Origin of the sequence: Dickeya lacustris, assembly GCF_029635795.1 — a bacterium.
In the GTDB taxonomy this organism is placed as follows: Bacteria; Pseudomonadota; Gammaproteobacteria; order Enterobacterales; family Enterobacteriaceae; genus Dickeya; species Dickeya lacustris.
The window spans coordinates 1,668,939-1,686,236 of record NZ_CP114280.1; the positions used below are offsets into that span (position 1 = coordinate 1,668,939).

At 53.1% G+C, this 17,298-nt stretch carries 16 protein-coding genes and 1 riboswitch; of the genes, 9 read left to right on the forward strand and 7 right to left on the reverse strand.

Annotated elements, in window-relative coordinates; translation table 11 throughout:
* Nucleotides 1-13 precede the first annotated feature (13 nt).
* Together alkB and O1Q98_RS07515 are read right to left on the reverse strand one after the other, a co-directional pair.
* The gene (gene alkB, locus O1Q98_RS07510; RefSeq protein ID WP_125258507.1) at nt 14-667 is read right to left on the reverse strand and encodes a DNA oxidative demethylase AlkB; all 654 of its coding nucleotides are present in this window, start codon (nt 665-667) and stop codon (nt 14-16) included.
* Between the two features lie 111 nt (nt 668-778).
* Complete coding sequence (locus tag O1Q98_RS07515; RefSeq protein ID WP_125258428.1) at nt 779-1,246, reverse strand: multidrug/biocide efflux PACE transporter; 468 nt, start codon at nt 1,244-1,246, stop codon at nt 779-781.
* Between the two features lie 106 nt (nt 1,247-1,352).
* On the opposite strand from O1Q98_RS07515, the gene O1Q98_RS07520 reads away from it, so the two are divergent.
* The 3 genes from O1Q98_RS07520 (at nt 1,353) to tehB (ending at nt 5,581) form a co-directional block, all read left to right on the forward strand.
* On the forward strand, nt 1,353-2,219 hold the full coding sequence (locus O1Q98_RS07520; RefSeq protein WP_125258427.1) for a LysR family transcriptional regulator: 867 nt from the start codon (nt 1,353-1,355) through the stop codon (nt 2,217-2,219).
* Nucleotides 2,220-2,744: 525 nt separating this feature from the next.
* Nucleotides 2,745-4,388, forward strand: a complete 1,644-nt coding sequence (gene fumA, locus O1Q98_RS07525) for a class I fumarate hydratase FumA (RefSeq protein WP_125258426.1) — start codon at nt 2,745-2,747, stop codon at nt 4,386-4,388.
* A 320-nt stretch (nt 4,389-4,708) separates the two neighbouring features.
* A complete protein-coding gene (gene tehB, locus O1Q98_RS07530; protein ID WP_125258506.1) occupies nt 4,709-5,581 on the forward strand; it encodes an SAM-dependent methyltransferase TehB in 873 nt (290 codons plus the stop codon).
* A gap of 104 nt (nt 5,582-5,685) precedes the next feature.
* Here tehB and ribB read toward each other — a convergent pair whose 3' ends face one another.
* Nucleotides 5,686-6,339, reverse strand: a complete 654-nt coding sequence (gene ribB / locus O1Q98_RS07535; protein WP_125258425.1) for a 3,4-dihydroxy-2-butanone-4-phosphate synthase — start codon at nt 6,337-6,339, stop codon at nt 5,686-5,688.
* Nucleotides 6,340-6,488: 149 nt separating this feature from the next.
* Nucleotides 6,489-6,647: riboswitch (FMN riboswitch) on the reverse strand.
* A gap of 159 nt (nt 6,648-6,806) precedes the next feature.
* On the opposite strand from ribB, the gene ubiK reads away from it, so the two are divergent.
* Nucleotides 6,807-7,091 carry a ubiquinone biosynthesis accessory factor UbiK gene (gene ubiK, locus O1Q98_RS07540; protein WP_125258424.1) on the forward strand — a complete coding sequence of 95 codons (285 nt, stop codon included), beginning with the start codon at nt 6,807-6,809 and terminating at the stop codon, nt 7,089-7,091.
* Nucleotides 7,092-7,228: 137 nt separating this feature from the next.
* On the opposite strand, the gene yjeH is transcribed toward ubiK, so the two are convergent.
* Nucleotides 7,229-8,482, reverse strand: a complete 1,254-nt coding sequence (gene yjeH, locus O1Q98_RS07545; RefSeq protein ID WP_125258423.1) for an L-methionine/branched-chain amino acid transporter — start codon at nt 8,480-8,482, stop codon at nt 7,229-7,231.
* Between the two features lie 212 nt (nt 8,483-8,694).
* Nucleotides 8,695-9,651, reverse strand: a complete 957-nt coding sequence (gene zipA / locus O1Q98_RS07550) for a cell division protein ZipA (RefSeq protein ID WP_125258422.1) — start codon at nt 9,649-9,651, stop codon at nt 8,695-8,697.
* A gap of 238 nt (nt 9,652-9,889) precedes the next feature.
* Here zipA and cysZ point away from each other — a divergent pair, with 238 nt between their 5' ends.
* The 5 genes from cysZ (at nt 9,890) to crr (ending at nt 14,821) form a co-directional block, all read left to right on the forward strand.
* Nucleotides 9,890-10,660, forward strand: coding sequence for a sulfate transporter CysZ (cysZ, locus tag O1Q98_RS07555; protein WP_125258421.1), 771 nt, complete (start codon nt 9,890-9,892; stop codon nt 10,658-10,660).
* Between the two features lie 210 nt (nt 10,661-10,870).
* Nucleotides 10,871-11,839: a cysteine synthase A gene (cysK, locus tag O1Q98_RS07560; RefSeq protein ID WP_125258420.1), complete on the forward strand. Its 969-nt coding sequence runs from the start codon at nt 10,871-10,873 to the stop codon at nt 11,837-11,839.
* Between the two features lie 399 nt (nt 11,840-12,238).
* Nucleotides 12,239-12,496 carry a phosphocarrier protein Hpr gene (ptsH, locus tag O1Q98_RS07565; protein WP_125258419.1) on the forward strand — a complete coding sequence of 86 codons (258 nt, stop codon included), beginning with the start codon at nt 12,239-12,241 and terminating at the stop codon, nt 12,494-12,496.
* A 46-nt stretch (nt 12,497-12,542) separates the two neighbouring features.
* Nucleotides 12,543-14,270: a phosphoenolpyruvate-protein phosphotransferase PtsI gene (gene ptsI / locus O1Q98_RS07570; RefSeq protein ID WP_125258418.1), complete on the forward strand. Its 1,728-nt coding sequence runs from the start codon at nt 12,543-12,545 to the stop codon at nt 14,268-14,270.
* A gap of 41 nt (nt 14,271-14,311) precedes the next feature.
* The gene (crr, locus tag O1Q98_RS07575; protein WP_125258417.1) at nt 14,312-14,821 is read left to right on the forward strand and encodes a PTS glucose transporter subunit IIA; all 510 of its coding nucleotides are present in this window, start codon (nt 14,312-14,314) and stop codon (nt 14,819-14,821) included.
* 187 nt (nt 14,822-15,008) lie between these two features.
* Here crr and O1Q98_RS07580 read toward each other — a convergent pair whose 3' ends face one another.
* Complete coding sequence (locus O1Q98_RS07580; RefSeq protein WP_125258416.1) at nt 15,009-16,430, reverse strand: ATP-binding protein; 1,422 nt, start codon at nt 16,428-16,430, stop codon at nt 15,009-15,011.
* Nucleotide 16,431: 1 nt separating this feature from the next.
* Entirely contained in the window at nt 16,432-17,112 is a 681-nt protein-coding gene (locus tag O1Q98_RS07585) for a response regulator transcription factor (protein ID WP_125258505.1), read from the reverse strand.
* Nucleotides 17,113-17,298 lie beyond the last annotated feature (186 nt).

A 17,298-nucleotide genomic window follows, 5' to 3' on the forward strand; every position in this document is an offset into this window, starting at 1 on the left:
GCTCAAGGGTGTGTCACACCTGACGAAACGTAAGATTAAACCGTACCGCCTCTTTCATGCACAGCGGTAACGGGCCATCCTTGACTGGCTGCACGCCGTGATAGTAAAGCCGCGATGCGCCCCCCCACACCACCACATCACCGTGCCAGAGCGGTACACGCTGGCAAGGATGAGTGCGCGTCGCACCGCCGAACAAAAACAGCGCCGGTAGCCCCAGCGACACAGAAACAATCGGCTGATGCAGCGCCTGCTCATCGCTATCCTGATGTAACGACATTTTCGCGCCCACGGCATAGCGATTAATCAAACAGGCATCCGGGGTAAACCCGGAATAACCGGCCTCATACGCGGCGGCCTGCGCAATGCGTAAAAAACACGCGGGCATAGCAGGCCACGGTTTACCGGATTGCGGGTCAAACGCACTGTAGCGATACCCGCAGGCATCGGTTATCCACCCGGTTTGGCCGCAGTTGCTCATGGCAACCGACATCGCATGCCCTGCGGGGGTCTGTTGGTGGCGAAACGGCGCCTGCCGTATCACCTGCGCCAGCGCGCTTAACAATTCTTCCGCCTGCGCCCAGGCAAAACCGCGCAGCAGCACGGCCCCAGCCGCCAGCGCTTCGCGGCCAGTCTGGGGGGCGTCATCGGCAAACAGATCACCATTCACAGCCATGTTTTATTTATCTCAGCACGTGGCAACCGCCGTGATGCGAAATCATTCACGGGCAAACGGGCAAAAGGCCGCAAGGACGTACCGACGCCGACAGGTGGCAAGCAACTAGCGACGCACCGGTAGCGCAACGGCGAACCAGCGGGCGCGCAGCAGGTCATACAGCCAGTTATAGGCCACGGTATAGGGCAGGAAAAATAAAAAGAAACCGATTTCCACCATCAATGCCTGCCACAGCGTAATATGCAGCATCCACGCCGCCAGCGGCAGACCCATCACAATAAATCCGCCTTCAAAACCGAGCGCATGGGTAATACGCACCCACAGAGTACGCGCCACACGGCTGACCGGCCACAGCCAGTCAAACAGGCTGTTATAAAGCACGTTCCACACCATCGCCACGCTGGATAACAACAGCGACAATACGCCAACCTGAAGTATTGGGCGATCCAACACCCAAGCACCGACAGGGGCACAAATCAATAGTGCCATCACTTCAAACCCCACGGCATGGAGCACCCGCTCACGCCATGTTTTCGGGGCTGGATGGGCTGACGGTTTCATTCGCTGTTGCATACGTTTCTCCTTCTGCTGGTGCGAAAATCATCAGAGGGTGCTATTTTCATCGAAATATCCAATAGTGTTAAATTAGTTTCCATCTAGAAAATCGATAGAGGTGGTCATGCGTTACTCGCCTGAATCGTTGTTGGCATTTATTGCCACAGCCAACTGCGGCTCCTTTTCTGCCGCTGCCCGTCACCTGCAAAAAAGCCAGTCTACCGTCAGTACCGCTGTTGCGAATCTGGAAGCCGATTTGGGGTTGACGCTGTTTGACCGGCGCGGCCATCAGCCGGTATTGACAGATGAGGGGCGTAAGGTGCTCAGTCATGTCAGGGCGATCCTCGCTGCCAGTGAAGCGCTGGATGAGTTAGCTATCCAGCTGGCGGACAATGTCGAACCGCGCCTGACCTTTGTGCTGTCAGATACCTGGCAATGCCGTCACTACTACCCGGTGCTGCAACGCTTTGGCGAACGCTTTCCCGCAGTCGAATTTGAGTGCCTGATAGCCGAAGATGAAGATGTGCTGGAGCTGCTGCAATCTGAACGCGCTCAGGTGGGGGTGCTGCAAGCGCGTGCCCACTACCCAACGGACATCGCGGTTTCCCGGTTGCAGGTAAAAACCGAAATGGCAGTGTTTGTGGCAAAAGGCCACCCGCTGGCGCATTCCCCGCAGGTCACGCATGAACAGCTCGCCACGGTGCGCCAGTTGTGCCTGCACACTTACAGCCCGCGCGCCCGGCCACAGGCACAAAGCGCCATCTGGTCAACCCCCTCTTACCTGATGCTGCTGGAAATGGCAGAACAGGGGTTTGGCTGGAGTGTGCTGCCACGCTGGCTGGTCAATGAGTACGCGCCGAATCGACTGGTCGAACTTCACCTCAACGGCTTTCCCCAACAAATCGCCGTGGATGTCGCCTGGTCACGACCGGCTCCGCCTGGCCCCGCCGGATTATGGATGATTGACGCGCTACTGGCGCAAACAGAGTAGCCCTCATCGTGGCAAGTCAGTGCGCCGGGCGGCGCGAAAACGCATCGATTGAGGCGCGCTGTTTTCGACAAAAAATACCGGCGAGCCATTTAACCTGGCCGCCATTTTTTTGTTATTCATATTATGGCGAGGCTCTGGATGGCACCCACTTAAATAAATTAAATAAATGACTTAATATGAATATGTGGGCGTGCGCTGATGATTATCTAATCCATAATTTTTTTAAGGATATATTTTCGATAAAAACATGACGAAGATAAAAATAATGTGACTTGTTAGCGTGGTACTGCCTGACATAAAGCCATAGTATGTGAGTCGGTATCCCTCAAAGGTGCGCAGTTAAGGCGATACGTCGCCGTGAATCTGCGTGATTTAAGGAATATCACCTCACGTTCATGGTTTTTGTTGTCAGACCTGTCGGTGGTACAACAAGACGTAACAACAATAAGACCGACACAAAAACCCTGGACGGAAAATAACACCCGATGTGAATGACTCAATAATGCGGCTGCAAGTGAGAAGAAAATGTCGAATAAACCATTCTATTACCAAGATCCGTTTCCATTAGCGAAAGATAAAACCGAATACCGTTTAATCAGCAGTGACTTTGTTTCTGTCAGTCAGTTTGAAGGTCAGGATATCCTGAAAGTCGATCCGCAGGGGTTAACGCTACTGGCGCAACAGGCCTTTCATGACGCCTCATTCCTGCTGCGTCCGGCCCATCAGCAGCAGGTCGCTGATATTCTGAGCGACCCGCAGGCCAGCGAAAACGATCGCTACGTTGCACTGCAATTCTTGCGTAACTCTGAAATTGCCGCCAAAGGCATTCTGCCAACCTGTCAGGACACGGGGACGGCTATCATTGTGGGCAAGAAAGGCCAGCGCGTCTGGACAGGTGGCGATGATGCCGAAGCACTGTCACGCGGGGTGTATAACACCTTTATCGAAGACAACCTGCGCTACTCCCAGAACGCGGCGCTGGATATGTACAAAGAAGTGAACACCGGCACCAACCTGCCCGCGCAGATAGACCTCTACAGCACCGAGGGCGAAGAGTACAAATTCCTGTTCGTCACCAAAGGCGGCGGTTCAGCCAATAAAACCTACCTGTATCAGGAAACCAAAGCCCTGCTTTCCCCGGTGAAACTGAAAAATTTCCTGGTAGAGAAAATGCGCTCGCTCGGCACCGCCGCCTGCCCGCCGTACCATATTGCGTTTGTCATCGGCGGCACCTCGGCAGAAAGTACGCTGAAAACCGTCAAACTGGCCTCAACCAAATATTATGACGAGTTGCCGACCGAAGGTAACGAACACGGCCAGGCTTTCCGCGACGTGGTTCTGGAGCAGGAACTGCTGGAAGAAGCGCGTAATCTGGGGCTAGGCGCGCAGTTTGGCGGTAAATACTTCGCTCATGACGTGCGCGTTATCCGCCTGCCGCGTCACGGTGCATCGTGTCCGGTCGGCATGGGGGTCTCCTGCTCGGCTGACCGTAACATCAAAGCCAAGATTAACCGTGAAGGGCTGTGGCTTGAGCAGCTCGAAACCAACCCGGGTAAATACATTCCTGCGCATCTGCGTCAGGCGGGTGAAGGCGAAGTCGTGCGCATCGACTTAAACCGCCCCATGGCCGATATCCTGAAAACCCTGTCGCAGTATCCGGTTTCCACCCGCCTGTCGCTCAATGGCACCATTATCGTGGCGCGTGATATCGCTCATGCCAAGCTCAAAGAGTTACTCGACAGCGGGGCTGACTTGCCGCAATACGTTAAAGATCACCCGATTTACTATGCAGGCCCGGCCAAAACCCCGGAAGGCTACGCCTCCGGCTCACTCGGCCCCACCACCGCAGGGCGTATGGATTCCTACGTCGATTTACTGCAATCGCACGGCGGCAGTATGGTGATGTTGGCAAAAGGCAACCGCAGCCAGCAAGTGACCGACGCCTGTAAAAAACACGGCGGTTTCTACCTCGGCAGCATCGGTGGCCCGGCGGCTATTCTGGCGCAAAACAGCATCAAGAGTCTGGAGTGCGTTGAGTACCCGGAATTGGGGATGGAAGCTATCTGGAAAATCGAAGTGGAAGATTTCCCGGCCTTTATTCTGGTCGATGATAAAGGCAATGACTTCTTCCAGATTATTCAGACGAAACAGTGCAACCGCTGCGGTTAATCGCACCATAACGGCGCTCGTCGCCGTTGCCTCATCGCAACGCTTCTCGGGGGTGGCCTGCGCCATCCCCGCTATTTTTGCTCCATCGGTGCATTGCCGCCTTGTCATACCGCACGGATACCCGCGCCTGCCGCCCCCGGTTTAATTGATGTATTTTTAATGCAACTTATAGCCATCCGCCCCTTCCTGCGCATACACTATGCTTATCAACCACACTATGGTCATCAATCACGATCATAAACCTGGTCATCAACCAATATGTTTATCCGCGCGAGCACCCGTAAGGCTGCACGCCAGCAACAAAATTAAGAGGGCGAATGATGAGCGATACACCGGCGTTGATGTGCTACAAACAATTACCGCAATGGAACAGCGAAACGTTGCCCGCCGCGTTTCGGGAAAAGCACAACACACAAGAGGGTACCTGGGCCAGGCTACATATTCTCAAAGGCGAGTTGACCTTTGCTCTGCTGACCGAGCAGGGTGAGGAAGAAGCCGTGTTGCAGTTTTCTACTCAGCAGCAGCCGCCTTACATCGAGCCTCAGCGCTGGCACCGTATTGTCGCTGTGTCTGACGATCTGCAATGCCAGTTGAGTTTTTATTGCCGCGCAGAAGACTATTACCATAAAAAATATGGCCTGACGCGCACCCACTCTGAAGTCATTGCCGCCATGCCCCATGTTACGCCCGGCAAAGCGCTCGATCTTGGCTGCGGTGGCGGGCGTAATGCGCTCTATCTCAATCTGCAAGGATTCGATGTCACTGCCTGTGACAAAAATGCCCAAAGTATCAATGCACTCAATGACATCATCGCTGACGAACAACTCAGCAACATAGCAACGTTTGTACACGACATTAATCAGGCCGATATTCATCACCAGTATGATTTTATCCTGTCTACCGTGGTGTTCATGTTTCTCAACCGAGAGAGCGTCCCTGCGATTATCGAGAATATGCAGGCGCACACCCTGGCGGGCGGTCATAATTTGATTGTGGCGGCCATGTCCACCGAGGATTTCCCCTGTACGGTGCCCTTTTCATTCACTTTCGCACATGACGAATTGCGTCATTACTACCAAGACTGGGAGATTGTGAAATATAACGAGGAGGTGGGAGAACTGCACAAAACGGACGCGGAGGGCAAACGCATCAAATTGCGCTTTGCGACCCTGCTAGCCCGTAAACCGGACTAGCTGATGACGGGCGGTAGCGCATGATGTCTTACCGCTTCGCCCTCTTCAAGGCCGTAAAAACGGCCTTGAAGAAACGAGCGCAGGGAGCGATGCGCCTTTGGCTATCAACCGGCTTTACGCTCAGTGGCCTGACGGTAAGCCACCAGATCTTCAATCGTCAGCACCGGCATGTCGTGTTGCTTGGCAAATGTGATAACTTCAGGCGCTCGCGCCATAGAACCGTCATCATTGGTCAGCTCACACAGCACCCCAAACGGCTTAAAGCCAGCCAGACGCATCAAATCAACCGTGGCTTCCGTATGACCACCGCGAACCAGTACGCCGCCGGGCTGCGCACGCAGCGGGAACACATGGCCAGGGCGGTTTAAATCGCTCGGGCGTGCGCCGTCAGCAATAGCCGCACGCACCGTGGTCAGGCGATCGGAGGCTGACACCCCTGTCGTTACGCCTTCTGCGGCTTCAATCGTCACAGTAAACGCGGTTTGATAGTGGCTGGAGTTATTTTCCACCATCATCGGCAGTTCCAGTTTCTGACGACGCTCTTCGGTAATACACAGGCAAACGATACCACTGCCGTGACGAATGGTCAGCGCCATCTGCTCAACGGTCATGGTTTCAGCGGCAAAAATCATGTCGCCTTCGTTTTCTCGGTCTTCATCATCGAGCACCATCACACCACGGCCCTGACGCAAAGCGTCCAGCGCACGTTCAACGCGCTCGGCAGAAGTACCAAATTCGGAAAGTAAAGTCTGATTCATGGTAAAAAACCTCAATTTTTATATGGATTACCAGAATCAGGGCGAACTTGAGGAGTTGTTTTATACGCAATCTAAGGCCCCATGACAGGAACCAGAATGACGAACAAAAACGAAAAATAACGCATGCAGGCAGCGTGCCTGTCGCAACTCGTTACTCTCTCCCATCCGGACTATTACCGTCGGCCCCGGAATTTCACCGGATCTGCTGACCTCAGGCAACAGCCTGAGCGCTCGCGGGCTTCCAGTAAGCGATGAGCTTGAACTGGTTTACCGCCGGTGGGGAATTACGCCCCGCCCTGAGAATAAGCGCAATTACTATAACGCTAACCGACGATTCCGGCAATCAATAAGCCCGCGTAAAGATCGCAAAATTCACACAATCAAAATCACTTTTTGTTTATACCAGACCGGTCAGGCAGTACACTTGAGACTGTCCGCGATATCGTCAAACCATTCAGGAAAGCGTCATGATTGACCCGAAAAAATTAGAGCAAATTGCCCGTCAGGTGCAGGAATCCATGCCAAAAGGCATCCGGGAATTTGGCGAAGATGTGGAGAAAAAAATTCGTCAGGTGTTGCAGTCGCAGTTAGGCAAACTCGATCTGGTCAGCCGCGAAGAATTTGATATCCAAACGCAGGTGCTGCTGCGTTCGCGCGAAAAGCTCGCCCAACTGGAGCAACGTTTGGCGGCGCTGGAAGCGAAAACCACCGCCACTGAACAGGCCCCACAACCGCCTGCTGACCCGCAGTAACACGTATTGACAGGACAGGGGTAGCCCCTCTCCTGTCAATCAAGCCATATGTTTCTCACGCAATAAACGTTTATGTGGCAAACGATATGTATGTAACAAACAACGAGACCGGGCAAACGCGCCAAACCGCATCGGTATTATCTTTCTGGCTGCATCTCTTTTCTGACCGGTAATCCCAGCCATAATCCTGCCAGCATCAACAACGCATACCAGACTTTTGTTCCAAGCGTCAGTAGCAGCGCGATACACAGAATGCTCCCGACCAATGCCATCAGGCGCGAACGTCCACGCAACAAGCGACAGCCAGCTAACATACATAACAGGTAAATCAGGATAAAAATGCCGTTAGCGTAAACGATTAAGACAGACAGCGGCAGTTGCAACCAGTAAATGCCAAGACAGCAGACAAGACAGCAGGCAACGACCAGGGATAGCGCATTCGCCGGTGCGCGGGCGGCTGACAACTGCGCCAGCCGACTCCCCGCCGGAGCCTGTGACCAAACCAGCCGGGCGAAGCCTTGCGTGTAAATGTTGACGCTGGCAAAACAGGCAAGGTAGCCAACGATACATGCCAGCCAAAGCGCTTTTTCCCCAAACAGACGAACCACAATGCCCGGCAGTGACGCCGTGGCTACCTGATGGGGGCCATAAGCGCCGAAATGCAGTACAACGACTGTACATCCCCAGTAAACCGCACCGGCCAGTAACATGCCTATCAGCAATGCCCGTGGAAAGTCACGCTGTGGTGAAGTGAATTCCGTCGCCAGATGAGCGAACGCCTCCAGACCGACAAAACACCAGAACATCACCGCTAATGCGTCAAGCATCACAGGTGCGTTAATCGCTGATGGCGCAGGCCACGGAATCTGTGTGAGCGCAATATCGCCTTTCCACCAGATAGCGACGACCAGCAAGACAACCAACACCGCGATCAACGTTTGAATCACCGCACTGGAGCCTGCACTACGCAGCCCCAGTAGCCAGATGGCCGCCAGCGTCAACAACTGCACCCACAGCAACCCTGTCGCGCTAAGACCAAACGCCGCCTGCCAAAAACCGGCAGCAATTTGCATTGCCGCCGGCAGCCCGACCGGGATAACGGATAAAAACAACCAGCCGGTGACGCGGGCAAGCCGTGGCCCAAATGCCAGATTGACAAAATGCGCGGCGCCACCGGCATTAGGGTAGTGTCGGCCAAGCGAGGCGAATGCAATCGCAATAGGAAACACCAGCATAATCAGCAGCGGCCAGGCCCATAGACTGTCGCCGCGCGACTGTTCTGCAACCAACGCCGGAACAGCGAATACTCCGGTGCCTAGCAAAGAGGTAGACAGTAAACCAATGCCCTGTACTAACCCCAACTCCTGTTTTAACGTCTGAGAATGACTCACAGTATCGACCTTGTGGTTAATGCTATCCTTGCCCCTCTCCCATACCGACGTGCGTGGCGTATGGATAATGCCAGTCTGATTCAAGTAAACCAGCCAGCGATTACGCCATCACCGTTACAACATCGAAACGAGGTAAAACACACAAGGGTAAAAGGCATAAGAGTAAAAAAGCCCCCGCAAGCGGAGGCTTCATCGCACAGTACATGCGGGAATTACGCATCCTGCGCGCTATTGGCCCTCAGCACATCGCGGATACGGCCTTTATACGCTTCAACTTTCTGCGGCGTCATCAAACGGCGCTCATCATCCAGCACCACGCCACCGACATCGTCAGCAATACGCTGCGCTGATTGCAACATCAGTTTAAAATTCTGACTGGCATCGCCATAAGACGGCACCATCATAAAGATAGATACACCCGGGGTACTGAATTCCGCCATCGTATCAATATTGAAAGAGCCAGGCTTGACCATATTGGCCAAACTGAACAGCACCGGGCCACTGCCCGATGGGTTGACATGGCGATGGAAAATGTTCATCTCGCCAAACTGAAATCCCGACTGTAATACGCTTTGCAGTAACAACTCGCCACCGATAACGCCGCCCTGATGGGCTGCCACATGCAACACCAGCACCACCTCACGCACGGCCTCGGGCTGCGGCGGAACGGAAGGCGTAGGCGTAACCGGAATGGCGGAAGATGCCGTTGGAGAAAACGTCACCGGTGTTTCCGTTACTGGCGCAGCAGGCTGTTGAGGCTGCGGCGCTTGACGATACACCGGCTCAGGCTGCGGTGCAGACTCTGCCACAGCAGGACGACGGGCATGTACGGTTTCCGGCGGCGCAGACGCATCAAGTAGCGGATCGTACAGAGCTGGCTCTTGGCGAGTAGCGGGAGCAGAAGTACGTTCATCATGCGATGAATCATAGTGACCAAAAGCGGGAGCCCCTGAAGAGCGTGAAGAAGACGTTACACGCACCTCGCCCACGCCATCCTCTTCCGCTTCATCAAGCACAGCGTCATCACGCTTGGGCTTCAAACGTTTAACGGGACGATCGCGAAAAAGGGACGAGCGCTCTTTACGGCTGGTCCACAGACCATGCAATAACAGTGCGATAATTGCGATCGCGCCAACGACGATTAAGATTAGACGCAGGTCCTGCATCATTGCTATCCCAGTTATTCCCATTCATTGCCAAAACGGCACATTGCCACAACGGCAAATACACATACCCCTAACTGTATTTGCCTGAGTAACCAAGTGCAAGTCTGGGCGATAGTTTATGATAATAAAGATCAATAGGCGGCATTTTTTTGCGTTTTTTTCATGCAAATCACGGCTAGCCAGTTGAAAGCCCTCCCGATATGATGCCGTCACCTGCATATCATAGGGTGAAAACAGCACCATGTCTTACACGCAACAGCTTGATCGCAAACGCAGTGGCCTGCATTACTTTCTTAAAGGCTGGCAACTGCTGTCACTTCCCGGCATCCGCCGTTTTGTTCTGCTTCCTCTTTTAGTGAATATTCTGATAATGGGCAGCGCCTTCTGGTGGCTCTTTCATCGATTGGGCGTCTGGATGCCAGCGTTGATGAGCCATATTCCCGGCTGGCTGCAATGGCTGAGTTACCTGCTCTGGCCGCTGGTTACGGTGTTTGTCTTGTTGGTATTTAGCTACTTCTTCAGCACGCTCACCAACCTGATAGCCTCACCATTCAACGGGTTGCTGGCAGAACAACTCGAGGCCCGCTTAACCGGCCAGCCATTACCCGGCAGCGGGATTGTGGATATTGCCAAAGATATTCCCCGCATTCTGAAACGTGAAACGCAAAAACTGGCCTATTATTTACCTCGGGCGTTGGTGCTGGTGCTGCTCTATTTTATTCCCGGCCTTGGTCAGACAGTCATCCCCATCCTGTGGTTCTTGTTTGGTGCCTGGATGCTGGCCGTACAATACTGTGATTATCCCTTCGATAACCACAAAGTCAGTTTTCCCGCCATGCGCCAGGCATTAGGCCAACGTAAACTAACCCATTTGCAATTCGGGGCGCTGGTCAGCCTGTGTACCATGGTGCCGCTGCTGAACCTGCTTATTATGCCGGTAGCGGTGTGTGGCGCGACGGCCTTATGGGTTGACAACTATCGCCATCTCTCTGGCGTATCTCACGCGCATTAACCGTTAGCCCCGGCGTAGTTTGCTGGCCGCGCCGGGCCGGATGCCACTGCAATCACTCAGACAACTGCATGACGCGGTATAACCAGAAATTGAGGAAAACATATTTCCTCAGAACATATAGATATAGCGATTCTTTACTTCACTGGCTGCCCCGAACGAGTATCCTCTCTGAGGTTCGCAAAAATTTCATACAGTTATTAAGGACGGGCTATGAGCAAGATCTACGAAGATAATTCTTTCACTATCGGCCACACGCCGCTGGTTCGTCTCAATCGCATCGGCAACGGGCGTATTCTGGCCAAGGTGGAGTCACGCAACCCAAGCTTCAGCGTCAAATGCCGTATCGGTGCCAATCTGATTTGGGATGCGGAAAAACGCGGCGTATTGAAGCCTGGCGTTGAACTCGTAGAACCAACCAGTGGAAATACCGGTATTGCTCTGGCTTATGTTGCCGCTGCTCGCGGTTACAAACTGACGCTCACCATGCCTGAAACCATGAGCCTGGAACGGCGTAAGCTGCTTAAAGCGCTGGGCGCCAATCTGGTGCTGACGGAAGGCGCCAAAGGCATGAAAGGGGCTATCGCCAAAGCCGAAGAAATCGTCGAAAGCGATCCGCAGCGTTATCTGTTGCTCCAGCAATTCAGCAACCCGGCTAACCCGGAAATTCACGAAAAAACCACCGGCCCGGAAATCTGGGAAGATACCGATGGTGAAGTGGATGTGTTTATCGCAGGCGTCGGCACTGGCGGCACCTTGACCGGCGTCAGCCGCTATATCAAGAATACCAAAGGAAAAGCCATCACCTCTGTGGCCGTTGAACCTTCTGATTCGCCGGTCATTACCCAGGCGCTGGCAGGCGAAGAAATCAAACCTGGCCCGCATAAAATTCAGGGTATTGGCGCTGGGTTTATTCCGGCCAACCTCGATTTAACGCTGATTGACCGCGTTGAGCGCATCAGTAACGATGATGCCATCACCACAGCGCGTCGCCTGATGGAAGAAGAAGGTATTCTGGCGGGCATCTCGTCTGGCGCAGCCGTTGCCGCAGCGCTTAACCTACTGAAAGAAGAGCAGTTTGCGGATAAAACCATCGTCGTTATTCTGCCGTCTTCCGGTGAGCGTTATCTGAGTACCGCACTGTTCGCCGATCTGTTTACCGAGCAGGAACTGCAACAGTAATTCCTCTCTTTACTGGTAATTAAAAACTAAAAAAAGCACCCTCCGGGGTGCTTTTTTGTGGTCGAGTTCAAATTTTCCGTTACTGACAGATTGCTTTTCACACTCAGGTCTAGTATTTAACCGGACAATTATTTTGATGCGTAAAATTAATACCCATCGTCCCCTTGCGCACAACAGACAAGCGACATGAAACCCTCGGCCGGATGTTTCAATCGCCAGTCTGATAACGGCCTGGGACATCATCGCGGTATTTAGCAAAGAGAAACCCGGCGTTTCCCTTCACCGCATCCCGGCCGGCTCTGATGCTGCCAGAGCAACCAAACAGGCTAAAGTTCAGTTCCTACACTAAACTTTAGTTCCACAACATGAATCCAATCCAAATAAGTTGGGGAAAAAAGAATGTTTAAGCAAGACGTTACGATTACCGCACCAAATGGTCTGCATACCCGTCCCGCTGCCCAGTTTGTCAAGGAAGCCAAAGGATTTAGCGCTGAAATCACCGTGACCTCCAACGGCAAAAGCGCCAGCGCCAAAAGTCTGTTCAAATTACAGACTCTCGGCCTGACTCAGGGCACTGTCGTCACGATTTCCGCAGAAGGTGAAGACGAGCAGCAAGCCGTTGAGCATCTGGTCAAACTGATGGCTGAACTTGAATAACAGCCCGCTCTCTTTGTGAATATCAGAATCAAGTAAGGTAAGGGTTATGATTTCAGGCATATTGGTATCACCGGGAATTGCTTTTGGTAAGGCGCTGTTACTGAAAGATGATGAAATTATCGTCAACCGGAAAAAAATCTCTGCGGATCAGGTAGACGTAGAAATCGAACGTTTCCTGACTGGGCGGACGAAAGCCTCTCAGCAGCTGGAAGTTATCAAGAAAAAAGCGGCTGAAACGCTGGGGCCAGAGAAGGAAGCCATCTTTGAGGGGCATATCATGCTGCTTGAAGATGAAGAATTCGAGCAGGAAATCATCTCCCTGATTAAAGACGACCACGCATCAGCCGATGCGGCGGCGTTTTCCGTCATCGAGACGCAGGCGAAAGCGCTGGAAGAACTGGATGATGAATACCTGAAAGAGCGCGCGGCGGACATGCGCGATATCGGCAAGCGCCTGCTGAAAAACATTCTTGGCATGCATATTGTCGATCTGGGTGATATTCAGGACGAGGTTATCCTGATCGCCAAAGATTTAACGCCGTCTGAAACCGCACAGTTGAACCTGAACAAAGTGCTGGGCTTCATTACCGACATCGGTGGCCGGACGTCTCATACCTCGATTATGGCGCGTTCACTGGAATTACCTGCGATTGTCGGCACCACGGATGCAACGCAGAAGATTCATAACGGTGATTTCCTGATTCTGGATGGCGTGAATAACACCATTTATCAGAACCCCGATCAGGCGACGATTGACCAGCTCAAAGCGATTCAGGAGCAATACAACACTGAAAAACATGAGCTGACCAAACTGAAAGACCTGCCTGCCATCACGCTGGATGGTCATCAGGTAGAAGTGTGCGCCAACATCGGTACCGTGCGTGACGTCGCCGGTGCAGAGCGCAATGGCGCCGAAGGCGTAGGCTTGTACCGCACCGAATTCCTGTTTATGGATCGTGACGCGCTGCCAACCGAAGACGAACAGTTCCTGGCTTACAAAGCGGTAGCCGAAGCGGTAGGGGCTCAGGCCGTTATCGTCCGTACCATGGATATCGGTGGTGATAAAGACCTGCCGTACATGGACTTGCCGAAAGAAGAAAACCCCTTCTTAGGCTGGCGCGCAATCCGTATCTGCCTTGATCGCAAAGAGATTCTGCATGCTCAGTTACGTGCGATTTTACGCGCCTCTTCGTTTGGCAAACTGCGCATCATGTTCCCGATGATCATTTCGGTAGAAGAAGTGCGTGCGCTGAAAGCAGAGCTGGAAATGCTTAAAGCACAGCTACGTGCAGAAGGTAAAGCCTTTGATGAGACGATTGAAGTCGGTGTCATGGTAGAAACGCCTGCAGCGGCGGCTATCGCTCATCATCTGGCGAAGGAAGTTGACTTCTTTAGTATTGGGACAAATGACTTAACCCAGTATACTCTGGCAGTAGATCGCGGGAATGAGCTGATTTCTCATCTCTATAACCCCATGTCGCCGGCCGTGTTAACCCTGATTAAACAGGTGATTGACGCCTCTCATGCCGAAGGCAAATGGACGGGGATGTGCGGCGAGCTCGCGGGTGACGAACGTGCTACACTACTGCTGCTGGGGATGGGTCTGGATGAGTTCAGCATGAGTGCCATCTCGATTCCTCGCATTAAAAAAATTATTCGTAATGCCAATTACGAAGATGCGAAAGCGCTGGCGGAGCAGGCATTAGCCCAGCCGACGGCAGAAGAGTTAAGCAGTCTGGTAAGCCGGTTCATTAAAGAAAAGACGCTTTGCTGATACCGCTGTGCTGACCCAATATTAATGCTTAGGAGAAAATCATGGGTTTGTTCGATAAACTGAAATCTCTGGTTTCTGACGAAAAGAAAGAAATCGGCAGCATCGAAATCATTGCCCCGTTATCCGGTGAAATCGTCAACATCGAAGACGTACCTGATGTCGTGTTCGCAGAGAAAATCGTGGGTGACGGTATCGCCATTAAACCAAGCGGTAACAAAATGGTGGCACCGGTCGATGGCACCATCGGTAAAATCTTCGAAACCAACCATGCTTTTTCCATTGAATCAGACAGTGGCATTGAGCTTTTCGTGCACTTTGGTATTGATACCGTAGAGCTGAAAGGCGAAGGCTTTAAACGCATTGCAGAAGAAGGGCAGCGCGTGAAAAAAGGCGACGTAGTGATCGAATTTGATCTGGCGTTGCTGGAAGAAAAAGCCAAATCCACGCTGACGCCAGTGGTCATCTCAAACATGGATGAAATCAAAGAACTGACCAAGCTGACGGGTACGGTTGTTGTCGGTGAAACACCGGTTATCCGCATCAAGAAGTAATACTCTCGTTAGCTGAGACTAAAACGGTGCCCTAGGCACCGTTTTTTATTGCTCTGGTTTTTACTGCTCTGATTTTTTATTGATCTCTTCAGGTCGCGAGATATATTCGGCCGCGCGATTTGCTACATCTTTACGGCCTATTTTTTACCGTCTATTTTCCCCACATGTTCTATTTCGGGCTCGGCAATTACTGCCAGCGCGGAATACAAAGACGAATCAGCAGGCCCCCTTGAGTCCGGTTTTCTGCTTCGATACGTCCGCCGTGTGCGCTAACGGCTTTACGCGCTATCGCCAGACCCAGCCCATAGCCTTTGCCGCTCTTGGGCGAGTCAATACGCATGAAGGGGTCAAAAATACTCGATAACTTGCTGGCGTCGACACCCGGCCCGCTATCTGCAACGCCAATGCACCACTCTTTTTCATCGCGCGATAGCGTAACCAGCACTTGTTGACCACGCGAGGAAAAGCGCAATGCGTTGCGAATAACGTTATCCAGCGCATGCCGCATCAATTCGGCTGAACCTTTCACGGTATAATCGTCAAACTCGCCGCAGTGTAATGAAATATCCACGCCCGGCACCTGCGCTTCATAACGCGCATCGTTGACGACCGCATTGACCAGCCCAAGCAGATCAAAATACTCTTCGTTATTCAGCGCATGATTTTCGGCACGCGATAGCGTCAATACTTCACCGATCATTTTATCCATGCGTTGTGCCTCGCGCTCCATACGTTGCAGTGCGCTTTCAACATTATCGGGGTTTTGACGCGCCAGCCCTATCGCCAGTTGCAGGCGAGCCAGAGGCGATCGCAGTTCATGAGAGACATCATGCAGCAATTGTTCACGCGCGCCCACCAACACCGCAAGGCGCTCGACCATGGCATCAAAATCACGCGCGACATCGGCGATTTCATCATGACGGCGGCGCATCGACGGGTAAATACGGACGGATAAATCCCCCCGGGAAACCCGATCAAACCCCTCACGCAATCGGCTCAACGGGCGCGCCAGGTTCCAGGCCAACATCGCGCTAAACAGCAGCCCGCCTAACCCGCCAATCCAGACTGTCGGCGGCGGCAGGTGTAAAAAGAACGGCACCGGCCCTGGACGCTTATCTTCAGGCATCATATCTTGCCGCCAGCGGTCAGTATCAAAGCTGACACGGTAACGCTGGCCATCTGCCCCCTCAACGACCTGCTGAACCGCATCATGATGCCACGCCGGGCGGCCACGCTCCTCTGGCGGCGGTGCAAAATCCGGCAATGCTGGCCGAGGCGGTGGCTCTCTTGCTTCAACCGACGGCGATAGCCGTTCGCCGTTACTGCCATTATCGCGATTATCGCCATCACCGATAATCGCGACACTGATGTAGCCCTGCTCGCTTTTAGGCCACTCAGCCAGCGTGCGCCCAAACTGCGCCATCCCACCCTGACGCAGCGCCTGCGTCGCCAGCGCCATTTGCAATGAAATAGTATGTTTGCCCAGCCGAAACTCTGGCGGATCGTTATGGCCGCCATAGAGCGAGAAACCGACCCACAGCAGTTGCGAGATGACAAAAAACGTCAACCACAGACCAAACAGCACTTTCCAGAATAGCCGCCCATGCATGTTAGCGAATCCGATATCCGACGCTGCGTACCGTCTCTATCGCCAGAGTGCAGCCATCAAGCGCGGCCAGCTTCTGGCGAATATTACTGATGTGTACGTCTACGCTGCGATCATAAGCCTCACGGCGGCGGCCCAGGCACTTTTCCGATAGCTCATCTTTGGTGACAACCCGCTCAGATGAACGCATCAACAACTCCAGCAAGTTAAATTCCGATGCCGTGAGGTCAAAAGCGTTACCACGCCACTTGCTGCTGCGGGTTAACGGGCACAGCACCAGATCGCCATATGTCACCGTGCCGCTGTCTTCCACTTTTTCCGGCTTATCTTCATAGCGGCGCAACACCGCGCGCAAACGCGCGACCAATTCACGCGGATAGCATGGTTTGGGCACATAGTCATCCGCGCCCATTTCCAGCCCGATGACTCTGTCGATGTTGTCGCCTTTTGCCGTCAACATAATGATAGGAATCGAGCTACTGCGACGTATTTGCCGCAACACATCAATACCACTCATATCCGGTAGCATGATATCCAGAATCATCGCGGTATATTGTTCAGACAGCGCACCGGCCACGCCCTCCTTGCCGGTCATGACCTGTGACGTCTCAAACCCCTCCGCCGTCAGGTATTCGCACAACATGTGCCCCAGTTCAGCATCATCATCTACCAGTAAAATTTTCATGCAAGTCTTCCCATACGTTGTCACCACGCTATTGTCAGCGTTGGTTGTCATAGACGCAGCTCCATTTACGGAATCCTTACCTTTTACTGAGCAAAATATAACCCGATCGCACGCTATGGCGAGAAAATCACGCCTGCGCCACCGGTGTGACGGCCTCGCGCTAGCCTTCCGGCGGCGTGAAAGGTT